The organism is Candidatus Pelagibacter sp. Uisw_099_02, assembly GCF_047727625.1.
Taxonomy (GTDB): domain Bacteria; phylum Pseudomonadota; class Alphaproteobacteria; order Pelagibacterales; family Pelagibacteraceae; genus Pelagibacter.
In genome coordinates this window covers 1,121,938-1,148,648 of record NZ_CP159822.1, presented here as the reverse complement: position 1 = coordinate 1,148,648, position 26,711 = coordinate 1,121,938, and the positions used below count along the sequence as shown (strand labels likewise).

Genomic DNA, 26,711 nt, shown 5'->3' with positions numbered 1-26,711 from the left:
ATCTTCTTTTAAGTGAATAATTCTAAAAATAGCTATTTACCTTTCTTATTATTATTTATTCAACCAATTTTTATGGCTAGCAACTTAATCGTTGCAAGAGGTGGGGTTGAGTATGTTCCTCCAATATCTTTAGCTTTTTGGAGATGGACTGCAGTTTTTTTAATATTACTTCCATTTACCTACAGTTCTTTAAAAAAAAATTTTAAGTTTGTAAAACAAGAATATAAAAGAATATTTTTCATTGGATCGATGGGTTGTGGTGTTTGTGGAGCTTTCCCATTTTTAGCCGGTCAAACAACAACAGTTACCAACATGGGAATTATATATTCATCTTCTCCAATATTTATAATCATAATCTCAAGTTTATTTTTTAAAGAAAAGATCAATCTTCTTAGGATTATTGGACTAGTTTCATGTTTAATAGGTGTTTTTGCTATTATTATTAAAGGTGATTTATCTTTATTAATTGGTCTTAAATTTACAATTGGTGACCTCTGGATGCTAGCTTCTGCAATAGGTTGGGCGCTTTATTCTATCTATCTATTTTATTGGAAAACAAATCTAAAAATTTTTGACAGATTTACTTTGATTGCGTTTTTTGGTGTAGTCAGTTTGCTGCCATTTTATTTGATAGAAGAGACTTTCTTTGTAAGAACTGTCTTTAATTCAGAGTTTTTTATGTGGGTTTTATTTGCAGCTATATCACCAGGGATTATAGCATTCACCTTATATACAATGGCACAAAAGAAACTTGGTGCATCAATAACTGGTTTTACACTTTACATTTTTACCGTTTATAGTGCTATTTATGGTTTTTTATTTTTTAATGAACAGCTCGAATATTACCATTATATTGGAACAATATTAGTTTTTAGTGGTGTTTATATTGTTAAAAGAAAAGTTTAAATTAAGACACAATCTGACCAAATAATTTACAAATTTCATTTCTATAATTGGATAGTGAAAAAATTTATTGCAGCGTTGTTTTACTTAATCTTTATTTCAAGTTCTGTAATTGCAGAAAATATAGAATCTTCAGCAAATACTCTTTTTCATATAGGTCAAATGAACTCTCATAATAAAAGTTTTGCTCTCTTTTTTAAAACTAGAGATAAAGCTATTTTAGCAAGAGGTGAGGATTATAATTATGTTACAGATTTTCCTCAAGACTTATATATTTATAATTATAAAACAAAAATTTCGTCACCATTAATTTCATATGAATGGTTTCCATCCCAGGCAAAATTTCTTTTAGTAGGTTATGACTATCCAGTTTTCCCAGAAGACTTTGCCTACTATCTATTAAAAGATAACAATACTTTAGTAATGATTAGTGCAATTAAAAATATAAAAAAAAATTTTAAATTTGATATTGCTAATAAAAAATTAAATTCATATCCATCAAATGGTAAGTTTGATTTTATAATTTCATCAATTGCCAAAAATTGTGGACATTCAAATCTTAAAGAAAATTATAAATGTAACTACTACAAACCTTTAATTTCTAATAATCTGATTAATTAATTTGAGTAAATGCTTCAGCAAATTTTTCTGCATTAAAAATTTGTAAATCATCTTCTTTTTCACCAAGTCCAAGAGCAATTATTGGAAGCTTATATTTTTTAGCGAGTGCCAATAAAATTCCTCCTTTTGCAGTACTATCTAATTTTGTCATTATCAAACCAGTAAGAGGTATAATTTTATCAAACTCTTCAACTTGACTGATAACATTTTGGCCAGAGGTTGCGTCAAGCACAAGGATTACATCGTGAGGAGCATCTGGATCTATTTTTTTAGTTACATGGGCAATTTTTTTGTATTCTTCCATTAAATTTTTTTTATTTTGTAATCTCCCTGCCGTATCGATCAAAACATGATTAAAATCACCCTTTAATGCCTCTTCTATTGCCTTGTAGGCAACTGATGCGGGGTCTGACCCTTGAGTAGACTTTGTAATTTGTACATCAATTTTATTAGCCCAACTTTCTAATTGCTCTATAGCAGCTGCTCTAAACGTATCGCAGGCAGAAAACATAACTTTGTTACCATTGGATTTTAAAATTTTACCAACTTTTCCAATAGTTGTTGTTTTTCCAACCCCATTAACTCCTGATACTAGGACTGCGTTGAGCTTTTCTTTTTTATTAAAAAAATTCTCATTTTCCAAAGGTTTCATTAAAGAGATTATATAGTTTTTAAGAATTAAATTTACCTCATTCATAATATCTTTTTTTGGGTCAATTTTTTCTTGACCAATAATTTTTTTAATTTCTTCAGCTGCAACAAGACCAACATCTGATTGAATTAAATATTCCTCAATTTGATCTAATGTTTTGTCATCTATCTCTTTTTTTACAATTATATCTCTTAAACCAGATGTAAATGCAGAAGCACTTTTTTTAAAACCAATTTTGAATTTATCAAAAATTCCCATTATAATTTAATGTCGATATTTTTAATATCAGACACGGGTCCTTTCATATGAATGCTATTTCTTTCATCAATAGAAATTGTTAAATTACCTAATGCAAATTCTATATCTGTAGTTTTTTCTACCAGATTATTAATATTAGCTGCAACAGCAGTTGCACAAGCTGCTGTACCACAAGCCTTAGTAAGTCCGGCTCCTCTTTCCCACACTTTTACTTTTATTAAATTTTTATTCATAACTTTTGCCAACGTCACATTACATTTTTCTGGAAATAGTTGATGATTTTCAATTTTTGGACCAATAGTTTGTAAGTCAAATGCTTCAATATCGTCTACAAAAAAAATTATGTGTGGATTGCCTACATTTATGGCTGTTCCACCAATATGTTTGGTGTTATTTCTATCTACAATTTCAATTTTTAAGTCTTGTGTATCTAGTTGCTTATTTAAAGGAATCTCTTGCCAATTAACTTTTGGTATACCGATTTCAGTCTCAACTAAATTATTTCCTAAAATTTTTGATTTTAGAGAGCCAGAAGCTGTTAAGAGTGTTATTTCCTTTTTACCACTTTCTTTTGATAAAAGATCTGCCACACACCTAGTACCATTTCCACAGGCGCCAGATGCACTACCATCTGAATTATAGAATTCTACATCTGCATCTATTTCTTTATTTTTATTAATTAGAATGAGTTGATCACATCCAATGAAATTACGATCACATACTTTAATTATTTGATCTTTGTTTAAATTGAAATTCTGGCTTCTTTGATCGATAATTACAAAATCATTGCCCAAACCATCCATTTTAAATGCTTTAATATCCATAAGTAGATATTTAACTTATTTATTGACTTTTTGAACCTCTATTATAGGTTGTCTTTGTTTCCACAAAAACGTTAAATTTGTGGTGTCTTTGGAAACAAAGAGATCAACACTAGTCAGCGATATTCGCCCACTAGTGCGAAACTGCTGTGCGTAATAAATATGTTTGAAAACTTAACAAATAAATTCGAAGAAATTTTTTCTTCTTTAAAAAAAGCAGCTTCACTTGATGAGAATCAAGTAGATGAAGGCCTAAGAGGTATTAGACAGGCTTTATTAGAAGCCGATGTGTCTCTAGATGTAACTAAAGATTTTATAGAAAAAGTTAAGCCAAAGGTTATGGGTCAAGAAATAATTAGATCAACCTCTCCAGGAGATATGGTTGTTAAAATTGTTTATGATGAACTAGTAAGTCTTTTAGGTGAAAGCAACACAGATATTAATTTAAATGCAGTTCCACCAGTTCCAATGATGCTGGTAGGTCTTCAAGGTTCTGGTAAAACTACAACAACAGCGAAATTAGCCAAATATTTAGAAAAAAATAAAAAGAAAAAGATAATGATGGTCAGTCTTGATGTGTATAGGCCAGCTGCACAAGAACAACTAAGATCATTAGGAGAGCAAAATGATATTTTAACACTACCTATTATTGAAGGGCAGCTACCAGCAGATATTTGTAGAAGAGCAGTTAGTGCTGCAAACCTAAATGGTGCAGAGATTATATTATTTGATACAGCAGGCAGAACACAAATAGACCTTCAGATGATGAGTGAGATTAAACAAATAGAAAGTATAATTAACCCAACGGAAGTATTTTTAGTTGCAGATTCTTTAACAGGACAGGTTGCTGCAGAAGTGGCAAAAGAATTTAAGAATACTGTAAATTTGACAGGTATTGTTTTAACTAGAGCTGATGGTGATGCCAGAGGTGGCGCTGCTCTTAGTATGAAGTATGTATCTCAAGTTCCAATTAAATTTTTAGGTGTAGGAGAAAAAATAGAAAATTTGGAAGCTTTTCATCCAGATAGAATAGCCAATAGAATATTAGGTATGGGAGATATAGTTTCTCTTGTTGAAAAAGCTGCTGAAGACCTTGGTGAAGAGAATATCAAGAAAGCAGAAGAAAATTTAAAAAAAGGACAATTCTCTATGGAGGATTATTTAACTCAACTTAGACAAATGAAAAAAATGGGGGGCATAGAGGGGATCATGTCATTTATGCCAGGTGTATCTAAAATGAAATCACAGATGGATGCTTCAGGAATTGATGAAAGTGTTATTACTCAAAATGAAGCAATAATTTTATCTATGACAAAAAAAGAAAGAGGAAATCCTAAAATCATTGATGGTTCTAGGAAAAAACGAATTGCTAATGGCTCTGGAACAGATGCGGCCACTATCAATAAATTGCTTAAGCAATTTAAAATGATGTCTGAAATGATGAAGAAGATGTCAAAAGGAAACCTGAAGGGTATGTCTGATAAGGGAATACCTCCAGAGCTATTAAATCAACTTAAATAAAAAAGGAAAAAAAATGATAAAAATAAGACTATCAAGAGGTGGAACAAAGAAAAGACCAGTATACAAAGTAGTTATAGCTGACAGTCGTCGAGCAAGAGATGGAAGGTTTATTGAGAAAGTAGGATTCTTTAATCCTCTATTACCAAAAGATAAAAAAGAAAGAGTAGGACTAGAAGCAGAAAGAATTAAATATTGGTTAGGTCAAGGTGCTCAACCAACAGCTAGAGTTGCAAGAATTTTAGGTGAAAATGATATTATCCCTATGCCTGCAAACGCTAACAATCCTAATAAAGCTATACCTAAAAAAGAAAGAAAAAAAGAAGGAGACGAAGCAGCTCCTAAAGCAGAAGCAGCTCCTAAAGCAGAAGCTCCAACAGCAGAAGCTCCTAAAGCAGAAGCAGCTCCTAAAGCAGCAGAAGCTCCTAAAGCAGAAGCTCCTAAAGCAGAAGCTCCTAAAGCAGAAGCTCCTAAAGCAGAAGCTCCTAAAGCAGAAGCTCCTAAAGCAGAAGCAGCTCCAAAGGAAGAAGCTAAATAGTTGGATTCATGTGGCAAGCTCAAATATTCACACTCTATCCTGATTTTTTTCCTGGCCCTTTAAATAAAGGGCTATATGGAAAAGCTTTAACAAATAAAATTTGGGATTTAAAAGTTGTAAATATTAGAGAGGCCGCTGAGGATAAACACAAAACAGTAGATGATACTCCTTTTGGAGGTGGATCTGGAATGTTATTGAAAGCTGACATCTTAGCAAAATCTCTTGATGAAAATAAAAAAGAAGGTGAAAGAATTTTTTATTTATCACCAAAAGGAAAAAAGCTTGATCAGAAATTGGCACAAGAACTATCTAAAGAAAAATCTATTAGTTTAATTTGTGGTCATTTTGAAGGTGTTGATGAAAGATTATTATCTACAAGGAATATAGAAGAACTTAGTATAGGAGATTTTATTTTATCTGGAGGTGAAACTGCAGCATTTGTTGTGTTGGATAGTGTTCTTAGGTTGCTTCCAGGTGTCTTGGGAAATGAACATTCAAAGACTGATGAGAGTTTTGAGAACGGGCTTTTGGAGTACCCCCAATACACAAAACCTCAAATTTGGGAGGAAAAAAGTGTTCCAGAAGTCTTATTATCAGGAGATCACAACAAAATTAAAGACTGGCGTTTATCACAATCAGAGGCTATAACACGCGACCGAAGACCAGATTTGTGGGAAAAATATAAGAAAAACTAACCTAATAATACTACTATGAAAACAATTGAAGAAATAAACCAACATAACGTTAAAAAAATACTAGCTGAGAAGAAAATTCCAGATTTTTTTCCAGGAGATATAGTAAAAGTTGGTGTTAGAATTACAGAAGGTAAAAAAGATAGAATTCAATATTTTGAAGGTGTGTGTATTGCTAGAAAAAATAGAGATTTAAACTCTTCGTTTACAGTTAGAAAAATATCATTTGGTGAAGGTGTTGAGAGAACATTCCCACTATATGGAACAGTAATTGATTCAATTACTGTTATTAGACATGGAAAAGTTAGAAGAGCAAAATTATATTACTTAAGAGATAGAACTGGTAAATCAGCTAGAATTGCTGAAAGGATTAGAAAAAAAATCGGTATAGAAGTTGATGTTAAACCAGAAATGGTAACTGAAGAAACTTTAGCACCAGTAGTAGTAGAAGCAGAAAAACAAGTGGAGGTTCAAGCAGAACCTGAAAAACAACCAGAAGTTCAAGTAGAACCTAAAACAGAAAAATCAGAAGAAAAAAAATAATTTTTTTTTCAATGCCTTTAACTCTTTACGATAAAATTTGGAACGATCACTTAGTAGATCAGCAAGATGATGGCACGGCACTATTATTTGTTGATCGACATTTAGTACATGAAGTTACAAGTCCACAAGCTTTTGAAGGATTAAGAAACTCTAATAGAAAAGTTAGACAACCTGGTTTAACGCTTGCAGTTGCGGATCATAATGTTCCAACTACCGATAGATCTAAAGGAATAGCAGATGTGGAATCTAAAATTCAAGTAGATACCTTAGAAAGTAATTGTAAAGAATTTGGAATTCAGTATTTAGGAATGAATGACAAGAGACAAGGAATTGTTCATATCATTGGTCCAGAACAAGGTTTTACACAACCTGGAACAGTAATTGTTTGTGGAGACAGTCACACAGCAACACATGGTGCATTTGGTGCTTTGGCATTTGGAATTGGTACTTCCGAAGTAGAACATGTCCTAGCAACACAAACATTAGTTCAAAAAAAAGCAAAGAATTTTAGAATTAATGTTAATGGTAAACTTCCAATTGGCGTTACCTCTAAAGATGTAATCTTACAAATTATAGGAAACATTGGAACTGCAGGAGGAACAGGGTCAGTTATTGAATATGCTGGTAGCCTGATTTCGTCATTAAGTGTAGAGCAACGAATGACAATTTGTAATATGACTATTGAGGGAGGAGCAAGAGCAGGATTAATTGCTCCAGATGAAAAAATATTTGAATATTTAAAAGATAAACCGATGTCTCCAAAAAATGAAAATTGGGATAAGGCTATGAAATATTGGGAAAGTTTAAAAACTGATGATGGAGCTAAATTTGATAAAGAAATAGATTTAGTAGCAGAAGACATTTTACCTATGATTACCTGGGGAACTTCTCCACAAGATGTAATCACTATAGATGGCAAAGTTCCAAATCCTAAAAATGAACAAGATGAAGACAAAAGGAACTCTTTAGAAAGGTCATTAAATTACATGGGTTTAGAGGCAGATACATTAGCTACAGATATTAAGATTGATAAGGTTTTTATAGGAAGTTGTACGAATGGTAGAATTGAAGATTTAAGAGAAGCTGCCAAAATATTAAAAGATAAAAAAAAAGCATCTCATGTTCATGCAATGGTTGTTCCAGGCTCAGGCTTAGTTAAAGAGCAGGCAGAGCAGGAAGGCCTAGATAAAATATTTATAGCTTCAGGTTTTGAATGGAGAGAGCCTGGTTGTTCGATGTGTCTTGCAATGAATGCAGATAAATTAAAACAAGGAGAAAGATGTGCCTCAACTTCAAATAGAAATTTTGAAGGAAGACAGGGTAGAGGTGGAAGAACACATTTAGTCAGTCCTGGAATGGCAGCAGCAGCTGCAATTTCTGGAAACTTAGATGACGTTAGAAAGTATCAAAACTAAAATGCAAAAATTCAACTCACTTACAAGTATCCCAGTATATTTACCAATAGTAAATATTGATACAGATATGATTATTCCAAAACAATTTCTTAAAACAATTAAAAGAACAGGGTTAGGAAAAAACTTATTTTTTGAAATGAGGTATGATGATAATGGAAATGAAATACAAGATTTTATTTTAAATCAAGAACCTCACAATCAATCAAAAATATTAATTGCAGGAAAAAACTTTGGCTGTGGTTCATCAAGAGAGCATGCACCATGGGCACTTTTAGATTTTGGAATTACATGCGTGATAAGCTCTAGTTATGCTGATATTTTTTACAGTAATTGTTTCAAAAATGGAATTTTACCAATTACTTTACCAGAAGAAAAAATAAAAGAATTATCAGAATATTCAAAAAGAAAAGAAGAAATTTCAATAGACCTAAATGAAGAAAAGATAATTTTTGGAAATAATGAAATCAAGTTTGACATCGATCCTTTTAAGAAAAAATGTTTATTAGAAGGGCTTGATGATATTGCGCTGTCATTAGCCAAAAAAGAAAAAATCACAACCTTTGAAGAAAACTTAAAAAATAGTAAACCATGGATATTTAATGATAAAAATTAAAAAAAGAAAAATTTTACTTCTACCTGGGGATGGCATTGGACCTGAAGTTATTCAAGAAGTTAAAAAAGTTATTTTATGGTTGAATTCAAATAAATCTCTAGATTTTGAAATTGATCAAGATTTAGCTGGTGGTTGTTCTTATGATAAACATGGAACACCAATTACGGATGAAGTTTTTTACAAAGCTTTAGAAAGCGAATTTGTTATGCTGGGTGCAGTTGGTGGACCAAAATGGGATAACTTAGATTTTTCAAAAAAACCAGAAAGAGCCTTATTGAAATTAAGAAAAGAATTAAAACTATTTGCAAATTTAAGACCTGCAATTTGTTTTGAGCAATTAGTTGATGCCTCAACCCTAAAACCAGAAATTGTATCTGGATTAGACATTATGATAGTTAGAGAATTAACAGGTGGAATTTATTTTGGTGAGCCAAGAGGAATCAAGCCAATAGAAAATGGTGAAAGAAAAGGGATTAATACCCACTCATATACAACTAGCGAAATAGTTAGAGTAGCAAAAGTAGCTTTTGATCTAGCAAGAAAGAGATCAAATAAGGTCACGTCTTGTGAGAAGTCGAATGTAATGGAGGCTGGACAACTTTGGAAAGAAGAAGTCCAAGAGCTACACGACAAAGAATATAAAGATGTAGAATTAAGTCATATGCTTGCTGACAATTGTGCAATGCAATTATTAAAAAACCCAAAGCAATTTGATGTGATTGTTACTGACAATTTATTTGGAGATATGCTTTCAGATCAAGCCTCAATGTTAACGGGATCTCTGGGTTTATTACCATCAGCTTCTTTAGGCGCAAAAAATAAAGATGGAGAAATGAGAGCTATGTATGAGCCTATTCATGGTTCTGCACCAGATATAGCCGGAAAAGAAATTGCAAACCCAATAGCCTCAATTTTAAGTTTTGCAATGGCCTTAAGATACTCATTGGATTTAGATAGCGAAGCTGATGCTTTAGAAAAAGCTGTGCAAGATGTCTTAAATGATGGTCTTAGAACAAAAGATATTCTTTCTGAGGGAAAAAAAGAAGTATCAACATCAGCTATGGGTGATGCGATAATTTCAAAATTGCAATAATTAAATAATTATTCTAAAGTTCTGGAATGCCAAATTATACTGCACCCGTAGAAGACATGATGTTTCTTTTTGATAAATTAAGAAATAATAAAAATTATAATGATCTTGAAAAATATAAAGAAGTTAATTCAGAATTAGTAAAAGATATTTTAGAAGAAGCAGCTAAGATTAATCAAAACTTAATATTACCATTAGCAAAATCAGGTGATGAAAACCCGACGGTTCTAGAGAACGGTGTGGTTAGAACACCGCCTGGCTATAAAGAAGCTTATTCTAAATATATAGAAGATGGCTGGACTTCACTTTCTTGTGATCCAAAATATGGAGGACAAGGAATGCCAAAAACTGTAAGTGCTTTTTTTGACGAAATGTTATCATCTGCAAGTTTATCATTTAAACTTTATAGTGAGTTAAGTATTGGTGCATATAATTGTATTTCTCATCATGCTACAGATAAAATAAAAGATAAATATCTTCCAAAAATGGTTGAAGGAAAATGGAGTGGTACGATGTGTCTTACTGAACCAGTTTGTGGAACTGATTTAGGACTTTTAAAAACTAAAGCTATTGAGCAACCTGATGGAAGTTTTAAATTAAGTGGACAGAAAATTTTTATTACTTCAGGTGATCAAGACTTAACAGAGAATATTATCCATTTAGTTATTGCAAGAGTAGCTGACTCTCCAGCAGGAACAAAAGGAATAAGCTTATTTTTAGTACCCAAGTTTGTGGTAAATGAAGATGGATCTATTGGTGCAAGAAATGGAGTTTCTACAGGTTCTATAGAAAGCAAAATGGGAATTAAAGGTTCTGCTACATGTGTATTAAACTTTGATGATGCAACTGGTTATATGATTGGATTAAAGAATAAAGGGTTAAATGCAATGTTTACTATGATGAATTTAGAAAGAATTGTTGTGGGAATTCAAGGTTTAGGAATTTCTGAAATTGCCTATCAAAATTCTTTAATTTACGCAAAAGAAAGGAAACAAGGAAAAACAAATAATACAAAATCAACTAATGGAGCAGATTTTATAATTGAGCATGCTGACATTAGAAAATCTCTGCTTAATATGAAATCTATTATTGAAGGTGAAAGAGCCCTATGTTTTTGGCTGTCTCAACAAACAGAAGTTAGTCTTTATCATCCAGATGAAAAAATAAAGCAGGAGGCATCAGATCTTGTGTCGTTAATGACACCAGTAGTTAAAACGATGTTTAGTGATATGGGAATGGAAATAACAAGTGAGGCTATGCAGGTTCATGGTGGTTACGGGTACACAAAAGACCAAGGAATAGAACAATTATATAGAGATAATAGAATCACACCAATTTATGAGGGAACAAATTCAATTCAAGCAGCAGATTTAGTTTTTAGAAAGTTGGTAAATAAAAATGGTGATATAATTGATAAGTATTTGGAATTAATCAAAAATGACTGTAGCACAGAAAATGAAAAATTAAAACCTTTTATAAAAGAATTAAAAACACACCTAGAAATTTTATCTACTTTTACTGTTTGGATTAAAGAAAAAGTACAAAATTCAAAAGATGATGCAAGTGCAGCATGCAATGACTATTTAAAAGCATTGGGGTTTGTGTCTATAGCACATGCGTGGATAAAAGTTTTAGAAGTAAGTTTTAAAGATTATGAACAAAACAAAGACTTTTATGAAGATAAAATACAAACAGCAAATTTTTATTTTAAAAGAGTTTTACCAAGAGCCGAAAGTCATTTTAAAACTGCTACATCAGGAAGTGACTATATAATGAATTTTAAATTCAGTTAGTATGAGTCATTACAATACAAATTTAGATAAAAATGAAGCTAATTATGTTCCTCTTTGTCCTTTAACATTTTTAGAAAGAACTAAAGATATATATCCAAATTATGAAGCATTAGTTTATGAAAGTAGGTCGTATACCTGGGGAGAGGTTTATAAAAGATGTGTTAAGTTTGCTAGCGCACTAGATAAGTTGGGTGTAAAAACTGGAGATACAGTTTCTATAATGGCCTTTAATACACCAGAAATTTTTGAAGCCCATTATTCAATACCAATGGTAGGAGCAGTGATTAATGCAATTAATACAAGACTAGACCCTAATACAGTAAGTTATATTTTACAGCATAGTGATGCAAAGGTTTTAATTGTAGATAGACAATTTCATGATGTAATTGAGAAGGCTTTAAAGAATGTTAAAAATAAAATTACGATTATTGATATTGATGACCAAGATATAGATACAAGTTCTTTCAAAAAAATAGGAGAACTTGAGTATGAAAGTTTTTTAAATACAGGTGATGAAAATTATGAATGGAAAAAACCAAAAGATGAATGGGAAGCAATTTCATTAGGGTACACATCTGGAACTACTGGAAGTCCAAAAGGAGTAGTTTATCATCACAGAGGCTCATATTTGATGTCAACAGGTAGTGCCACAGCTTGGAATATGCCTAACAAGCTAAATTTTTTATGTGTTGTGCCAATGTTTCATTGTAATGGTTGGTGCTATCCTTGGACATTAGCAATGTTGCACGCAAGAGTGATTTGTTTAAGAAACATCGATGTAAAAAAGATATTTGAATTAATTGATAAATATGAAGTAACTCATTTTGGTGGAGCCCCAATAGTATTAAATATGATTGTTAATGCTCCAAAAGAAGATCAAAAAGTCCTAAAAAGAAAAGTAAATGTTTTAACTGCAGGTGCACCACCACCAAGCATCATCTTTGAAAAAATGGAAAATCTTGGCTTTGAAGTGATGCACGTTTATGGATTAACAGAAACTTATGGTCATATGTTGCAGTGTGCATGGAATGAAGATTGGAATTCTTTAAAAAAAGATAAAAAGAATGAAATCAAAGCAAGGCAAGGTGTAAGGTACCCAAACACAGAGGGTGCTATTGTAATGGATCCAGAAACAATGAAGCCAGTGCCCAAAGATGGAAAGACTATGGGTGAAATTATGATTAGAGGGAATATCGTAATGAAAGGTTACTACAAAGACAAAGAAGCAACAGATAAGTCAATGGCAGGTGGATGGTTTCATTCAGGAGATTTAGCTGTGACCCATCCTGATGGATATATAAAGATTCAAGATAGATCTAAAGATATTATTATTTCTGGAGGAGAGAACATTTCTTCAATAGAAATTGAAAATGTAATTGCAAAACACCCTTCAGTTTCTTTAGCAGCTGTAGTGGCTAAGCCAGATGAAAAATGGGGAGAAACACCTTGTGCTTTTGTTGAACTAATTAAAGATAAGCCAACAACTGAAAAAGAAATAATAGATTTTTGTAGAGAAACATTGGCAGGATTTAAACTTCCTAAAAGAGTTATTTTTTGTGATTTACCTAAAACTTCAACTGGCAAAATTCAAAAATTTGAACTTAGAAAAAAAGTTAAGGAATTAAGTTGATCTTTCAGGTAGACAACAAAAATGTCTTTGCATCAGATTCAGGTCAGGGTATTGATAAAAAAAAAATCACAATAGTTTTACTTCATGGAAGTGGTCTCTCACATATTGTTTGGTCTTTAACAGAGCAGTATTTATCAAATCAAAATTATAATGTTTTGGCAATCGATTTACCTGGTCATGGAAATTCTGAGGGTGATTGTTTAAAATCGATAGAAGAAATTTCAGATTGGTTAGAAAAAGTTTTTAAAGAACTTAATCTCTCTAAATTAACAATAATAGGTCATTCCCAGGGGTGTTTGGAAGCATTGGAATATTATTCAAGATATCCAAAAAGAGTTAAAGATTTAATATTTGTTGGTGGTTCTTATAGAATGCCCGTTAATCAAGATTTAATAGATCTTGCTGAGAGTGGAGATGATAAAGCAGTTAAATTAATGATGAAATGGAGCTATGAAAACTCTAAAAAGTTTATTGGAGGTAATCCTGTAGAAAAAATTATTAATTCTCCAAAAGATATTAGGGAGGTTTTAGCAACCGATCTTGTAGCTTGTAATAATTATAAAAACGGATCTGAGGCTTTAAAATCAATCAAGTGTCCCACATTATTTATTTTTGGTGAACTGGATAAGATGGTTAACATTGAAAAAGGTAAGAAATTTGCTGAACTTATTCTTAATTCAAAAACTCATATAATAAAAGATTGTGGACATATGATTATGTTTGAAAAAGCTTTTGAAATGAGAGAAAAGATCTCTGAATTTTTAAAAAAATGAAAAATTTTTCAATAGCAAAATCTAGAAGATTAAGAAGTACTCCTTATACTTCAAGGATTGAGAAACAAGGAGTTACAGCTTACACAATTTATAATCATATGCTGTTACCTGCTGCATTTGGATCAATAGAGGATAGTTACAAACATTTAAAAGAGCACGTTCAAGTATGGGATGTTGCTGCAGAAAGACAAGTAGAAATATCAGGAAAAGACTCTGCAGAATTAGTACAATTGATGACATGTAGAGATTTATCAAAATCTAAAATTGGGAGATGTTATTATTGCCCAATAATAGATGAAAATGGAAATTTAGTTAATGATCCAGTTGTTCTAAAGCTGGATGAAAATAGATGGTGGCTATCAATAGCAGACTCGGATGTAATCTTTTTTGCCAAAGGTTTAGCATCTGGAAATAAATTCGATGTTAAAATTAAAGAACCAGTGGTGGATATAATGGCAATACAGGGTCCGAAATCATTTGCATTAATGGAAAAAGTTTTTGGAAAAAAAATTACTGAACTAAAATTCTTTGGATTTGAATATTTTGATTTTGAAGGGACAAAGCATCTTATAGCAAGGTCAGGATGGTCTAAACAAGGTGGGTATGAAGTTTATGTTCAAAATACAGAGTCAGGACAAAAATTATATGACTATCTTTTTGAAGTTGGAAAAGAATTTAATGTAGGACCTGGGTGTCCAAACTTAATAGAAAGAATTGAGAGTGCATTACTATCTTATGGAAATGATTTTGATAACAGTGACAATCCATTTGAATGTGGTTTTGATCAATATGTTAGTTTGGATAGTGATATAAATTTTTTAGGAAAAGATAAATTAAAAGAAATTAAATCAAAAGGAGCCCAAAAGAAGTTGATGGGTATTAAAATTGATATAAAAGAAATTAGTCTCACAGGATCAAAAAATTTATATGATGAGAAAAATAATATAATTGGTGAATTAAGATCGGCTTGTTATTCACCTCATTTTCAAATGGTTATTGGAATAGCAATGATCCAGAAGTCCTACTGGGAAGTATCTCAAACCTTTAAAATTCAAATAAATGACAACACTTTTCCTGGAAAAGTTTGCGATTTACCCTTCATCTAGTATAAAAGCCTAATAACATCATGAATATAGCAATTGTAGGAGCCACAGGTAATGTTGGAAGAAAAATTCTCGAAGTTCTAGAGAAAAAAAAACTTCCTATAAAGGAACTATTTTTAGTTGCTTCACCAAGAAGTGCTGGTCAAAAAATAAATTTTAGTGGCAAAGAACATGAGGTCTTTAACCTTGAGACATTTGATTTTTCAAAAATTAAAATTACTTTCTTTGCAGCAGGTGGAAAAATTTCAGAACAATATGCTTCAAAAGCAGCAAAGCACTCAATAGTTATAGATAATTCTAGTTTTTTTAGAATGGATCCTGATGTGCCATTAATTGTTCCACAGGTAAATCCAGAAGCAATTAAGAATATGAAAAAAAATATAATTGCTAACCCTAATTGCTCAACAGCTCAGTTAGTAATTGCTCTTAAACCGTTACATGACTTATTCAATATTGTACGAATAGTTGTTTCGACATATCAGTCTGTTTCAGGTGGTGGCAAAGACCCTATGGATGAATTAATAGAACAAACTAAATCATCCCTAGAAAATAAACAAATTAAACCTAGAAATTTTACTAAACAAATTGCTTTTAATGTGATTCCTCACATTGATGTTTTTGCAGATGATGGTTACACTAAAGAAGAATTAAAAATGACCAATGAAACTAAAAAAATTCTTGGTGACAAAATAGAATTAACAGCAACATGTGTAAGAGTTCCAGTTATGGTTTCTCATGCGGAGTCAGTAAATATTCAATTTGAAAAATCATTTTCTTTAGAAAAAGTTAGAGACACTCTTAGTAAAGCAGAGGGCTGTAAAGTTTATGATAAAAGAGAAGATGGAGGATATAGTACTCCAATTGAGGCAGAAGGTAGAGACGAAACTTATATTTCAAGAATAAGAGAAGATAAAACCAACAAGAATTCATTAAACCTATGGATTGTTTCTGATAATTTGCTTAGAGGAGCGGCATTGAATGCTGTTGAAATTGCAGAAACTTTAATTAAAAATAATTTTAATGGAAAATAATAATCCTTTATCACCACATATTCAGATCTACAGATGGCACATATCTTCTTTAGTATCTATTTCACATAGAATTACAGGAATAATAAATATAGCTGCCATAACCATAATTTGTTTTTGGATTGCATCCTTACTACTAGGTGAAAATAGTTATGAGTTTACTAAGGTATTTTTAAATTCTATTTTAGGAAAATTCGTAATTTTAGGTTTAACATGGTCATTTAGTTTCCAGATATTAAGTGAAATAAGACATTTAATTATGGACCTAGGATATGGGTTTGAATTAAAAATATCAAAGATAACAGGATTAATCGTGATCATTGGTTCATTTTTTTTAACAATTTTAATTTATTTAATTGGAAAGCAATTTATTTAGCATGAATAACGTGACTAAAAAATGGCTATTGATGAGAGTAAGCTCTGTGGTGTTGATACCATTGATGACATGGTTTATTTTAAATTTAGTTTCAGTTTTCAATAAAGATTATGTTGATATTGTTAATTTTTTTTCAAATCAGCCATCTAAAATTTTAGTTTCTTTGTTGTTAGTTTTTGCCTATTTTTTTTCAGCTTTAAGTATTAGTGAGGTATTTGAAGACTATATTCAAGACGAAAAAATCAAAAATGTCGCAAACAAAGTACTCAATATTTTTGCTATAATAATGCCACTAATCACAATTATTGTAATATTTAATTTAAACTAATGAGCTCATATAAAATAATAGACCATGAATACGATGTAATAGTTCTTGGAGCTGGTGGCTCTGGTCTAAGAGCGGCAGTTGGTTTAAGTGAGGCTGGCTTAAAGACAGCATGTATTTCGAAAGTTTTTCCAACGAGAAGTCATACTTCTGCTGCACAAGGAGGTATCTCAGCATCTTTAGGAAATATGGGTGAAGATGACTGGCGTTGGCATATGTATGACACAGTCAAAGGTGCTGACTGGTTAGGTGACCAGGATAGTATTGAGTATCTTTGTAAAGAGGCTCCTGCAGCAGTTATTGAATTAGAAAAATATGGAGTTCCATTTAGCAGAACAGAAGATGGAAAAATTTACCAAAGACCTTTTGGTGGAATGACAAAAAATTATGGCAATGGAATAGTTCAAAGAACTTGTGCAGCAGCTGATAGAACTGGACATGCAATTCTTCACACACTTTATGGACAAGCACTTAAGCATAACACAGAATTTTTTATAGAATACTTTGCGCTAGATCTATTAATGAAAGATGGTGAGTGTAAAGGGTTAATAGCCTGGAATTTAAATGATGGAACAATTCATAGATTTAGAGCACACTCAACTATAATTGCCACTGGTGGATATGGTAAGGTTTATTATTCTGCAACTTCAGCTCATACATGTACAGGTGATGGAAATGCAATGGTTTTAAGAGCTGGACTTCCATTACAAGATATGGAGTTTGTTCAATTTCATCCCACTGGAATTTATGGCCATGGTACCTTGATTTCAGAAGGTGTTAGAGGAGAAGGTGGATATCTTGTTAACTCTAAAGGTGAAAGGTTTATGGAGAGATACGCACCTAATGCAAAAGATTTAGCATCTCGGGATGTAGTAAGTAGATCCATGTCTATTGAGATTAATGAAGGAAGAGGCGTGGGTAAGGATAAAGACCATGTTCTTTTAAACTTAAGTCACTTAGATAAAAAAGTAATTGCTGAAAGACTTCCAGGAATTTCTGATGCTGCAAGATTGTTTGCTAATGTTGATGTAACAAAAGATCCAATACCGGTTGTTCCAACTGTTCATTACAATATGGGGGGTATCCCTACAAATTATAAAGCTGAAGTCTTAACAGTTAATGGTTCAGAAAAAACTGTACCAGGACTGATGGCGATTGGTGAAGCAGCATGCGTTTCAGTTCATGGAGCTAATAGATTAGGGTCCAATTCTTTGATAGATTTAGTGGTATTTGGAAGGGCTGCAGCGAAAAGGGCTGCAGAGTTAGTTAAACCAGGAACACCTCATGAAGATATAGGAGAGTCTGAAACTGAAAAATGTTTAGAAAGATTTGATAAACTTAGAAACTCTAATGGAGAAAATAGTACAGCTGAATTGAGACTTGCAATGCAAAAAACTATGCAGTCAAAATGTGCAGTCTTTAGAACAGAAAAAACTCTTAAAGAAGGTGTTTCTGAAATCAGAAAAACATATGATGGTATGGGGTCAATTTCTGTTAAAGATAAATCACTTGTTTTTAATACTGATTTAGTTGAAACACTTGAATTTGATAATTTGATTAGACAGGCAATTACTACTGTAGACTCTGCTTATAATAGACAGGAGAGCAGAGGGGCACATGCTAGAGAAGATTTTCCTAAAAGAGACGATGAAAAATTTATGCAACACACTATTGCTTGGTGCAATGGAAAAGATACAAAAATCGGTTATAGGCCAGTTCACAAAACAACTTTAACAAATGAAGTTCAATACTTTCCACCACAAGAAAGAGTTTACTAGTGGTTCAAATAAATTTACCTAAAAATTCAGAAGTTCAAAAAGGTATTTATTATCAAGATAAAACTGGATCAAAAAATATCAGAAAAGTAAATGTTTATAGATGGGATCCTTCAAATGGAGAAAATCCAAGAGAGGATACTTATGAAGTTGATATGGATAACTGTCCTTCAAAAGTATTAGATATTTTAAATAAGATTAAAAACGAAATTGACCCATCACTGGCTTATCGGAGATCTTGTGCACATGGTGTTTGTGGATCTTGTGCAATGAATATGGATGGTAAAAATGGTTTAGCATGTACAAAACCTCATTCAGAAATTGAAGGAGATATAAATATTTATCCATTACCTCATCTAAAAGTTAAAAAAGATTTAATTGGGGACTTAAGTGGATTGTATAAACAATATGAATCAATTGAGCCTTGGTTGAAAACAAATACAAAAGTTGAAACTACAGAAATTATTCAATCTCAAAAAGATAGAAAAAAATTAGATGGTGCATACGAATGTATCATGTGTGCATGTTGCTCTACTTCTTGCCCAAGCTATTGGTGGAATGAGGATAAATTTTTAGGTCCTGCAGTTTTGCTTCAAGCTTATAGGTGGATAGTAGATAGTAGAGATGATGAAAGAAAAGAGAGATTAAAAAAAGTAGCTGATGAACTTAAACTTTATAGATGTCATACTATTATGAATTGCACCAATGCTTGTCCTAAGGGATTAAATCCAGCAAAAGCTATAGCTGAATTGAAAAAAATGCTTGCAACAAGCTAATTACCCCTTTAAATAACACCATTCATGAATTTATTAGAACATTTTGTTGGTGGAAAGCTAATTTCAGGCTCATCTGACAGAAAAAGCAAAATTTTTAACCCCGCAACAGGCGAACAAGAGTCAGAGGTAAGATTGGCTAATAAAGCAGATCTCGACCAGGCTGTAGAAGTTGCACAAAAAGCTTTTGAAACTTGGTCACAGAAACCTCCCCTTCAAAGAGCAAGAGTGATGTTCAAATTTAAAGAGTTAATAGAAAAAAATACTGATGAACTTACAAAATTAATAGTTTCAGAACATGGTAAAGTTTATGAAGATGCCAAAGGTTCTTTAACAAGAGGACTAGAAGTAGTTGAGTTTGCATGTGGAATTCCACATTTACTTAAAGGAGAATTTTCAGAGAATGTAGGAACAAATGTTGATAGTTGGTCTATGCGTCAGCCTCTTGGAGTTGTTGCTGGTATTACACCTTTTAATTTTCCAGCAATGGTACCTATGTGGATGTTCCCTTTAGCTATTGCATGTGGAAATACATTTATTTTAAAACCATCAGAAAAAGACCCATCTTGTCCACTAAGATTAGCAGAGTTGCTAACAGAAGCAGGACTACCAGATGGTGTTTTTAATGTTGTTAATGGAGATAAAGAGTCTGTAGATGCAATTTTAACAAACAAAGATGTCAAAGCTGTAAGCTTTGTAGGCTCAACACCAATTGCAAAATATATTTATGAAAATTCTGCAAAAAATGAAAAAAGAGTTCAAGCTTTAGGTGGTGCAAAAAATCATTTAGTAGTAATGCCTGATTGTGACCTTGATGGTGCAGTAAATGGATTAATGGGTGCTGCATACGGTTCAGCAGGTGAAAGATGTATGGCACAATCAGTAGCAGTAGCTGTAGGTGATATAGGTGATGAGTTAGTTGCCCGTTTATCAAAAGAAGCTGAAGCATTAAAGGTAGGACCTGGTATGGATAAAACATCTGAGATGGGTCCACTAGTTACAAAAGAACATTTAGAAAAAGTAAAAAGTTATGTTGATCTTGGAGTTGAAGAAGGTGCCAAATTAGTTGTTGATGGAAGAAATATAAAACTTCAAGGATATGAAAATGGTTTCTTCATAGGTGGTTGTTTATTTGATCATGTTAAAAAGGATATGAGAATTTATAAAGAAGAAATATTTGGACCTGTTTTATCAGTCATAAGAGTTAAAACTTTTGAAGAAGCAACAAAACTAATTAATGATCATGAGTATGGTAATGGAGTAAGCATTTACACAAGAGATGGTGATGCTGGAAGAACGTTTGCTAGTAAAATTCAAGTTGGTATGGTTGGAATTAATGTTCCAATACCTGTACCAATGGCATTCCATAGTTTTGGTGGATGGAAAAGATCATTATTTGGAGATAGTGCAATGCACGGAGCTGAAGGAATTAAATTTTATACAAAGCTTAAAACAGTAACATCAAGATGGCCTTCTGGAATACGATCTAATGCAGAATTTGTCATGCCAACAATGAAATAAGGAAATAATGAAAAAAATATCTTTAATAGGAGCAGGTCAAATTGGGGGCACTCTTGCTCACTTAATAGGAACTAAAGAAGTAGCGGATGAGGTGGTACTTTTTGATGTTGCAAGTGGTATAGCTAAAGGAAAAGCTCTAGATATAGCTCAATCTTCCTCTGTTGATGGTTTTAATGTAAAATTTTCAGGTACAGACAATTATAAAGATATAAAAAATTCAGATGTAATAATAATCACTGCAGGAGTTCCAAGAAAACCAGGAATGAGCAGAGATGATTTATTGGGTATTAATCTAAAAATTATTAAACAAGTAGCAGAAGGCATTAAAAAAAATGCACCTAATGCATTTGTTATATGTATCACCAATCCGTTGGATGTTATGGTGATGGCCTTTCAAAAATTTTCAGGGTTACCAGCAAATAAAGTAGTTGGAATGGCAGGAATTTTGGACAGCTCAAGATTTAAATTATTTTTATCCCTAGAGCTAAACGTTCCGGTAAAAGAAATTGAGGCAATGGTTATGGGAGGTCATGGAGACACAATGGTTCCCCTACCAAGATTCACAAAAGTTTCAGGTAAACCATTATTAGACTTAGTTAAAGAAGGAAAAATATCTCCAGAAAGATTAGAGGAAATTAATCAAAGAACTAGAGATGGAGGAGCTGAGATTGTTAAATATTTAGAAAAAGGTTCTGCATTTTATGCACCAGCAGCTTCAGGCGTGCAAATGGCAGAAGCATATTTAAAAGATGAAAAAAAATTACTTCCATGTGCAGTTCATTTAAATGGAGAATATGGAGTTAGTGATGTTTATGCTGGTGTACCAGTAATAATTGGTAAAGATGGTGTTGAAAAAATAGAGCAAATAGACTTGGATGAAAAAGAAAAAAAAGAATTTATGCACTCGATAGATGCTGTGAAAGCTTTATGGGAAGCTGCATCAACAATAGACCCAGATCTACCTAAATAAATCATGAATATTCATGAACACCAAGCAAAAAAAATCCTAAAAGAATATGGGGCAGTTGTTCCTGAAGGTATTTTTGCTTTCACAGTTGATGAGTTGATTGAAAAAGCAAAATCATTAAAAACAGAAAAGTTTGTATTAAAAGCACAAATCCATGCTGGTGGAAGAGGTAAAGCAGGAGGTGTAAAAATTTTAGATACTATTGAAGAGCTAGGTGTTTCAGCAAAAGAATTATTGGGAAAAACACTTGTAACACATCAAACTGGTCCTGAAGGAAGAGAAGTAAAAAGATTATATGTAGAAGCGTCTTCTAATATAGATAAAGAATTTTATTTATCCTGCTTAATTGATAGAGCAAGTTCAAAAATTGTATTTATATCAAGTGATCAAGGCGGAATGGATATTGAAGAGGTTGCAGATAGTACGCCTGAAAAAATTATAACAACAAAAGTAGATATTGTTAAAGAAATTTCAGACGCTGATTGTGAAAAGATAATTAAAATCTACAGCTTAACCGATGATGCTAAAAAACAAGCAATAGCAATAATTAAATCAGTATATAATATGTTTTTAGGGACGGATGCTAATATGGTTGAAGTTAATCCACTAATATTAACTAAAGAAAAAAATATAATCTGCTTAGATGCAAAGGTTAATTTTGATTCTAACGCACTGTTTAGACATCCTGAAATTATAGAGTTGAGAGATTTAAATGAAGAAGATCCAGCTGAAATAGAAGCAAGCAAACATGATCTTGCTTATATAAAGTTAGAGGGAAGTATTGGTTGCATGGTTAATGGTGCAGGCTTAGCAATGGCAACAATGGATATAATTAAATTATATGGAGAAGAGCCAGCAAATTTTTTAGATGTTGGTGGTGGAGCTTCAAAAGAAAAAGTTTCTGCTGCTCTAAAAATAATTCTTTCAGACAAAAATGTTAAAGGCATACTAATAAATATTTTTGGTGGAATAATGAGATGTGATGTTCTTGCCCAAGGAGTTGTTGATGCAGCCAAGGAAATAAACATAAGCGTTCCACTGGTAGTTAGGCTTGCAGGAACTAACTTTAAAGAAGGAAAAGAAATTTTAGATAATTCAGGATTAAAATTAATTTCAGCAGAAAATTTAGATGATGCTGCACAAAAAATAGTAGAAGCTATAAAATAGAATGTCAGTTTTAATTAATAAAAATACAAAAGTTATATGCCAAGGTTTCACAGGTGCACATGGTACTTTTCATTCAGAACAAGCATTAAAATATGGAACTAATCTTGTAGGTGGGGTTACTCCTAAAAAAGGAGGACAAAAACATCTTGAACGTCCAGTATTTAATACTGTGGCTGAAGCAAAAAATGAAGTAGGTGCTGATGCAACTATGATTTATGTGCCAGCAAAATTTGCAGCAGCAGCTATAATAGAAGCTATTGATGCATCTATTGAGCTTATAGTTTGTATTACTGAAGGTATACCAATTCAAGATATGCTTCGTGTTAAACAAAAGCTAAATAGTTCAAAAAGCAGATTGATAGGACCTAACTGTCCAGGAATAATTACTCCTGATGAATGTAAAATTGGGATTATGCCTGGAAATATCCACAAAAAAGGCTCGGTGGGAATTGTTTCAAGATCAGGAACTTTAACTTATGAAGCGGTTGCGCAAACAACTGAAAATGGATTAGGACAATCTACTTGTATAGGAATTGGTGGAGATCCAATAAATGGAACAAATTTTATTGATTGTTTAGATTTATTTTTAAATGATGGTGAGACAGAATCTATTCTTATGATAGGTGAAATTGGTGGTTCTGCAGAAGAAGAAGCGGCTGAATTTGTTAAAAACCATAAAATAAAAAAACCTATGGTTGGATTTGTTGCTGGAATAACAGCCCCCCCTGGAAGAACTATGGGGCATGCAGGAGCTATTATTTCAGGTGGTAAGGGTGGAGCAGAAGATAAGATTAAAAAAATGGAAGAATGTGGAATTACAATTGCAAAATCACCATCTGAACTAGGCAAAACGTTATTTAATAAATTATCTAATTGAAAATTATTTATCTGATATTATATCAATAGAATAGATGTCATCATCAAAAAATCTCGAATTCGAAAAAACTTCATTTCTTAGTAAATCTAACAGTGCATTTATAGAACAAATGTATTTAAAATTTATCAATAAAGACAAAGATCTTCCTGAAAGTTGGCAAAGTTATTTTGAGGGTATGAGTGAAGATTTAAGTATGATCGCCAAGGAAATTAATGGTCCATCATGGGGTGTAAAAAAAAAAATTGATATTGATGAAATTGAAAAAAAGATCAAAGAAAGTGAAAAAAAACTTACTAATGGAAGTGATGATACAAAAGTTAATTCAAAAGATTTAATTAAAAGTAATCTCAACTCAATTAGAGCCGTTGCTTTAATTAGAGCATATAGGCAAAGAGGACATTTATTAGCAAAGCTTGACCCACTTGGAATGATGAAGACAGAGTATTTAGATGAATTACATCCTGAATATTATGGGTTCAAAAAAGAAAATTATAACGAGAAAATTTATTTAGACAGTGTAATAAATAAAGAGCACTCCACCGTAAAAGAAATATTAAGTTTTTTAAATAAAACTTATTGTGGGCCAATTGGTTATGAATATATGCATATATCAAATCCAACTGAAAGAAAATGGCTTAGAGATAGAATTGAACAGGATGAGAATTCTCTTCAATTTACAAAGAATGGTAAAGAAGCTATTTTGAATAAACTTATTCAAGCTGAAGGATTTGAAAAATTTTTACATACAAAATATGTTGGTACAAAAAGATTTGGGCTAGATGGTGGAGAAAGCTTAATCCCTGCTTTAGAACAAATTATTAAAATTGCTGGTCAATCAGAAGCTAAAGAAGTTAAAATTGGAATGTCTCACAGAGGTAGGCTCAATGTGCTAGCAAACGTTTTACAAAAATCATACAAAAGAATATTCAATGAATTTGCAGGAGACGTTGAAACAACAGGAGAAGAAGGAGCGGGAGACGTAAAATACCATTTAGGAGCATCATCGGATAGAAAATTTGATGGAAATTCTATACATGTTGGTCTTACAGATAACCCCTCACACTTAGAAGCAGTTAATCCTGTTGTATTAGGACAGACTAGAGGAAAACAATTTTTTCATGAAGATAAAGAAAGAAATAAAGTAATACCAATTCTGATTCATGGAGATGCTGCTTTTGCTGGACAAGGTGTTGTGGCTGAATGTTTTGCAATGTCGGGTTTGCCAGGCCATAATACAGGTGGAACAATTCATTTTATTGTTAATAATCAAATAGGTTTTACTACAAGCCCAAGGTTTGCAAGATCATCACCATACCCATCAGATGTTGCAAAAATGGTAGATGCCCCAATACTTCATGTAAACGGTGATGATCCAGAAGCAGTTGTTTATGCTACAAGAATTGCCACAGAATTTAGACTAAAGTTTAACAGAGATGTTGTGGTTGATATAATCTGTTACAGAAGGTTTGGCCATAATGAAGGAGACGAACCTTCATTTACTCAGCCATTAATGTATAAAAAAATTAGATCACACCCTACACCAGTAGAAGTGTATGGAAGTAAATTAGTAAATGAAAATACACTTTCAGAAGATGAGCTTAAAAATTTTAAAACAGACTTTAAAAATTTACTAGATGATCAATATAAAAATGCAAAAGATTATAAGCCAAAAATTGAATGGTATGAGGGAAGTTGGTCAAGATATAAACCAGAAAAAGGAAAAGATAAAAGGGGTGTAAGTGGTTTTGACCAGAAAAAACTTTTGGAAATTTCAGAAAAGATTAATTCAACACCAGAGAAATTAAATTTACACAAAACTATAATTAAAATTTTAAATACTAGAAGAGCATCAGTATCAGATGGCAAAAGTATAGATTGGTCAACAGCCGAAGCTTTGGCATTTGGCTCATTATTAGAAGAAGGTTATCCAGTGAGATTAGTTGGACAAGATTCAGGAAGAGGAACGTTTAGTCAAAGACACTCAGTTTTAAGAAATCAAGAAGATAACTCCAGATATGTTCCACTAAATAATATTTCAAAAGTTCAAAAACGATATGAAATAGTAGATAGTTTTTTATCAGAATTAGCAGTTTTAGGTTTTGAATATGGTTATAGTTTAGTTCAGCCAAACACATTAACAATGTGGGAAGCACAATTTGGTGATTTTGCAAATGGCGCACAAGTAGTAATAGATCAATTTATTGCATCTGGAGAGAGAAAATGGACAAGGGCATCTGGGTTAGTAATGCTTCTGCCTCATGGTTATGAAGGTCAAGGACCAGAGCACTCTTCAGCAAGACTAGAAAGGTTTTTACAACTATGTGCTAATGATAATATGCAGGTAGTAAATTGTACAACACCAGCAAACTACTTTCATGCTTTAAGACGTCAAATGCATAGAGAATTTAGAAAACCATTAATAATAATGACTCCAAAATCTTTATTAAGAAACAAGCATTGTGTTTCAAACATAGAAGACTTTGATAAAGATACATTTTTCCACAGAATTTTATGGGATCATGCACTAGATGAAGAGAATGGATTTATAAAATTAAAAGAAAGCTCAAAAATTAAAAAAGTAATTCTATGTTCGGGAAAGGTTTATTTTGATCTGTTAGACGCTAGAGAGAAATTGAAAAAGGATGATGTAGTATTGTACAGAGTTGAACAACTTTATCCTTTTCCAGTTAAAAGTTTAGTTAAAGAAATCAAAAAGTACGCAAAAAATGCTAAATTTTATTGGTGCCAGGAAGAACCAAAAAATATGGGAGCATGGTTTTCTGTAAGGGATTATATACAATGGACATTAGAAACTATTAACGCTAATAATGAGGAAATTTCTTATATAGGAAGAAGTCCAGACGCATCTCCTGCAACAGGGTTTGCAAAAAGGCATATTTCACAACAGAAAGAAATTATTAACAAGGTTTTTGAATAAA

25 protein-coding genes are annotated in these 26,711 nt (G+C 32.1%); 23 read left to right on the top strand and 2 right to left on the bottom strand.

Going from position 1 to position 26,711, the window contains the following annotated elements; all coding sequences use genetic code 11:
* The first annotated feature begins 12 nt into the window (after positions 1-12).
* Both ABXT47_RS06155 and ABXT47_RS06150 read left to right on the top strand, forming a co-directional pair.
* Positions 13-906 carry a DMT family transporter gene (locus ABXT47_RS06155; protein WP_415308251.1) on the top strand — a complete coding sequence of 298 codons (894 nt, stop codon included), beginning with the start codon at positions 13-15 and terminating at the stop codon, positions 904-906.
* A 54-nt stretch (positions 907-960) separates the two neighbouring features.
* Complete coding sequence (locus tag ABXT47_RS06150) at positions 961-1,524, top strand: hypothetical protein (RefSeq protein ID WP_415308250.1); 564 nt, start codon at positions 961-963, stop codon at positions 1,522-1,524.
* Here the strand turns inward: ABXT47_RS06150 and ftsY are convergent.
* Positions 1,517-2,434 carry a signal recognition particle-docking protein FtsY gene (gene ftsY, locus ABXT47_RS06145; RefSeq protein ID WP_415308249.1) on the bottom strand — a complete coding sequence of 306 codons (918 nt, stop codon included), beginning with the start codon at positions 2,432-2,434 and terminating at the stop codon, positions 1,517-1,519. The two genes, ABXT47_RS06150 and ftsY, sit on opposite strands and share 8 nt — an antisense overlap.
* Complete coding sequence (gene dapF, locus ABXT47_RS06140; RefSeq protein ID WP_415308248.1) at positions 2,434-3,258, bottom strand: diaminopimelate epimerase; 825 nt, start codon at positions 3,256-3,258, stop codon at positions 2,434-2,436. The genes ftsY and dapF overlap by 1 nt, the downstream gene beginning before the upstream one ends.
* Before the next feature lie 159 nt (positions 3,259-3,417).
* On the opposite strand from dapF, the gene ffh reads away from it, so the two are divergent.
* Genes ffh through ABXT47_RS06035 form a run of 21 tightly spaced genes read left to right on the top strand, consistent with a single transcriptional unit; the run spans position 3,418 to position 26,710 of the window.
* Entirely contained in the window at positions 3,418-4,776 is a 1,359-nt protein-coding gene (ffh, locus tag ABXT47_RS06135) for a signal recognition particle protein (protein ID WP_415308247.1), read from the top strand.
* Between the two features lie 13 nt (positions 4,777-4,789).
* A complete protein-coding gene (gene rpsP, locus ABXT47_RS06130) occupies positions 4,790-5,311 on the top strand; it encodes a 30S ribosomal protein S16 (RefSeq protein WP_415308246.1) in 522 nt (173 codons plus the stop codon).
* A gap of 8 nt (positions 5,312-5,319) precedes the next feature.
* Positions 5,320-6,006: a tRNA (guanosine(37)-N1)-methyltransferase TrmD gene (trmD, locus tag ABXT47_RS06125; protein WP_415308245.1), complete on the top strand. Its 687-nt coding sequence runs from the start codon at positions 5,320-5,322 to the stop codon at positions 6,004-6,006.
* A gap of 15 nt (positions 6,007-6,021) precedes the next feature.
* Entirely contained in the window at positions 6,022-6,546 is a 525-nt protein-coding gene (gene rplS, locus ABXT47_RS06120) for a 50S ribosomal protein L19 (protein ID WP_415308244.1), read from the top strand.
* An 11-nt stretch (positions 6,547-6,557) separates the two neighbouring features.
* Positions 6,558-7,961 (top strand): 3-isopropylmalate dehydratase large subunit, encoded by a 1,404-nt coding sequence (gene leuC / locus ABXT47_RS06115; protein ID WP_415308243.1) that lies wholly within the window; start codon positions 6,558-6,560, stop codon positions 7,959-7,961.
* Between the two features lies 1 nt (position 7,962).
* On the top strand, positions 7,963-8,574 hold the full coding sequence (gene leuD, locus ABXT47_RS06110) for a 3-isopropylmalate dehydratase small subunit (RefSeq protein WP_415309368.1): 612 nt from the start codon (positions 7,963-7,965) through the stop codon (positions 8,572-8,574).
* Positions 8,561-9,667, top strand: coding sequence for a 3-isopropylmalate dehydrogenase (gene leuB / locus ABXT47_RS06105; protein ID WP_415278166.1), 1,107 nt, complete (start codon positions 8,561-8,563; stop codon positions 9,665-9,667). The genes leuD and leuB overlap by 14 nt, the downstream gene beginning before the upstream one ends.
* Positions 9,668-9,693: 26 nt before the next feature.
* Entirely contained in the window at positions 9,694-11,457 is a 1,764-nt protein-coding gene (locus ABXT47_RS06100) for an acyl-CoA dehydrogenase C-terminal domain-containing protein (protein ID WP_415308242.1), read from the top strand.
* A gap of 1 nt (position 11,458) precedes the next feature.
* Positions 11,459-13,087: a long-chain-fatty-acid--CoA ligase gene (locus ABXT47_RS06095; protein ID WP_415308241.1), complete on the top strand. Its 1,629-nt coding sequence runs from the start codon at positions 11,459-11,461 to the stop codon at positions 13,085-13,087.
* Positions 13,084-13,860 (top strand): alpha/beta fold hydrolase, encoded by a 777-nt coding sequence (locus ABXT47_RS06090; protein ID WP_415308240.1) that lies wholly within the window; start codon positions 13,084-13,086, stop codon positions 13,858-13,860. The genes ABXT47_RS06095 and ABXT47_RS06090 overlap by 4 nt, the downstream gene beginning before the upstream one ends.
* Positions 13,857-14,966, top strand: a complete 1,110-nt coding sequence (locus ABXT47_RS06085; RefSeq protein ID WP_415308239.1) for a dimethylsulfoniopropionate demethylase — start codon at positions 13,857-13,859, stop codon at positions 14,964-14,966. The genes ABXT47_RS06090 and ABXT47_RS06085 overlap by 4 nt, the downstream gene beginning before the upstream one ends.
* Positions 14,967-14,986: 20 nt before the next feature.
* A complete protein-coding gene (locus ABXT47_RS06080; protein WP_415308238.1) occupies positions 14,987-15,994 on the top strand; it encodes an aspartate-semialdehyde dehydrogenase in 1,008 nt (335 codons plus the stop codon).
* Positions 15,984-16,367, top strand: coding sequence for a succinate dehydrogenase, cytochrome b556 subunit (gene sdhC / locus ABXT47_RS06075; protein ID WP_415308237.1), 384 nt, complete (start codon positions 15,984-15,986; stop codon positions 16,365-16,367). Before ABXT47_RS06080 ends, sdhC begins: the two co-directional genes overlap by 11 nt.
* 1 nt (position 16,368) lies before the next feature.
* Positions 16,369-16,695 carry a succinate dehydrogenase, hydrophobic membrane anchor protein gene (sdhD, locus tag ABXT47_RS06070; protein ID WP_415308236.1) on the top strand — a complete coding sequence of 109 codons (327 nt, stop codon included), beginning with the start codon at positions 16,369-16,371 and terminating at the stop codon, positions 16,693-16,695.
* Entirely contained in the window at positions 16,695-18,470 is a 1,776-nt protein-coding gene (sdhA, locus tag ABXT47_RS06065; protein WP_415308235.1) for a succinate dehydrogenase flavoprotein subunit, read from the top strand. The genes sdhD and sdhA overlap by 1 nt, the downstream gene beginning before the upstream one ends.
* Positions 18,470-19,243 carry a succinate dehydrogenase iron-sulfur subunit gene (locus ABXT47_RS06060; protein WP_415308234.1) on the top strand — a complete coding sequence of 258 codons (774 nt, stop codon included), beginning with the start codon at positions 18,470-18,472 and terminating at the stop codon, positions 19,241-19,243. The genes sdhA and ABXT47_RS06060 overlap by 1 nt, the downstream gene beginning before the upstream one ends.
* A gap of 24 nt (positions 19,244-19,267) precedes the next feature.
* A complete protein-coding gene (locus ABXT47_RS06055) occupies positions 19,268-20,761 on the top strand; it encodes a CoA-acylating methylmalonate-semialdehyde dehydrogenase (RefSeq protein WP_415308233.1) in 1,494 nt (497 codons plus the stop codon).
* 7 nt (positions 20,762-20,768) lie between these two features.
* On the top strand, positions 20,769-21,731 hold the full coding sequence (mdh, locus tag ABXT47_RS06050) for a malate dehydrogenase (RefSeq protein ID WP_415308232.1): 963 nt from the start codon (positions 20,769-20,771) through the stop codon (positions 21,729-21,731).
* A 3-nt stretch (positions 21,732-21,734) separates the two neighbouring features.
* Positions 21,735-22,895, top strand: a complete 1,161-nt coding sequence (gene sucC, locus ABXT47_RS06045) for an ADP-forming succinate--CoA ligase subunit beta (protein WP_415308231.1) — start codon at positions 21,735-21,737, stop codon at positions 22,893-22,895.
* A gap of 1 nt (position 22,896) precedes the next feature.
* Positions 22,897-23,772: a succinate--CoA ligase subunit alpha gene (sucD, locus tag ABXT47_RS06040; RefSeq protein WP_415308230.1), complete on the top strand. Its 876-nt coding sequence runs from the start codon at positions 22,897-22,899 to the stop codon at positions 23,770-23,772.
* Between the two features lie 34 nt (positions 23,773-23,806).
* Positions 23,807-26,710 carry a 2-oxoglutarate dehydrogenase E1 component gene (locus ABXT47_RS06035; protein WP_415308229.1) on the top strand — a complete coding sequence of 968 codons (2,904 nt, stop codon included), beginning with the start codon at positions 23,807-23,809 and terminating at the stop codon, positions 26,708-26,710.
* Position 26,711: the final 1 nt, after the last annotated feature.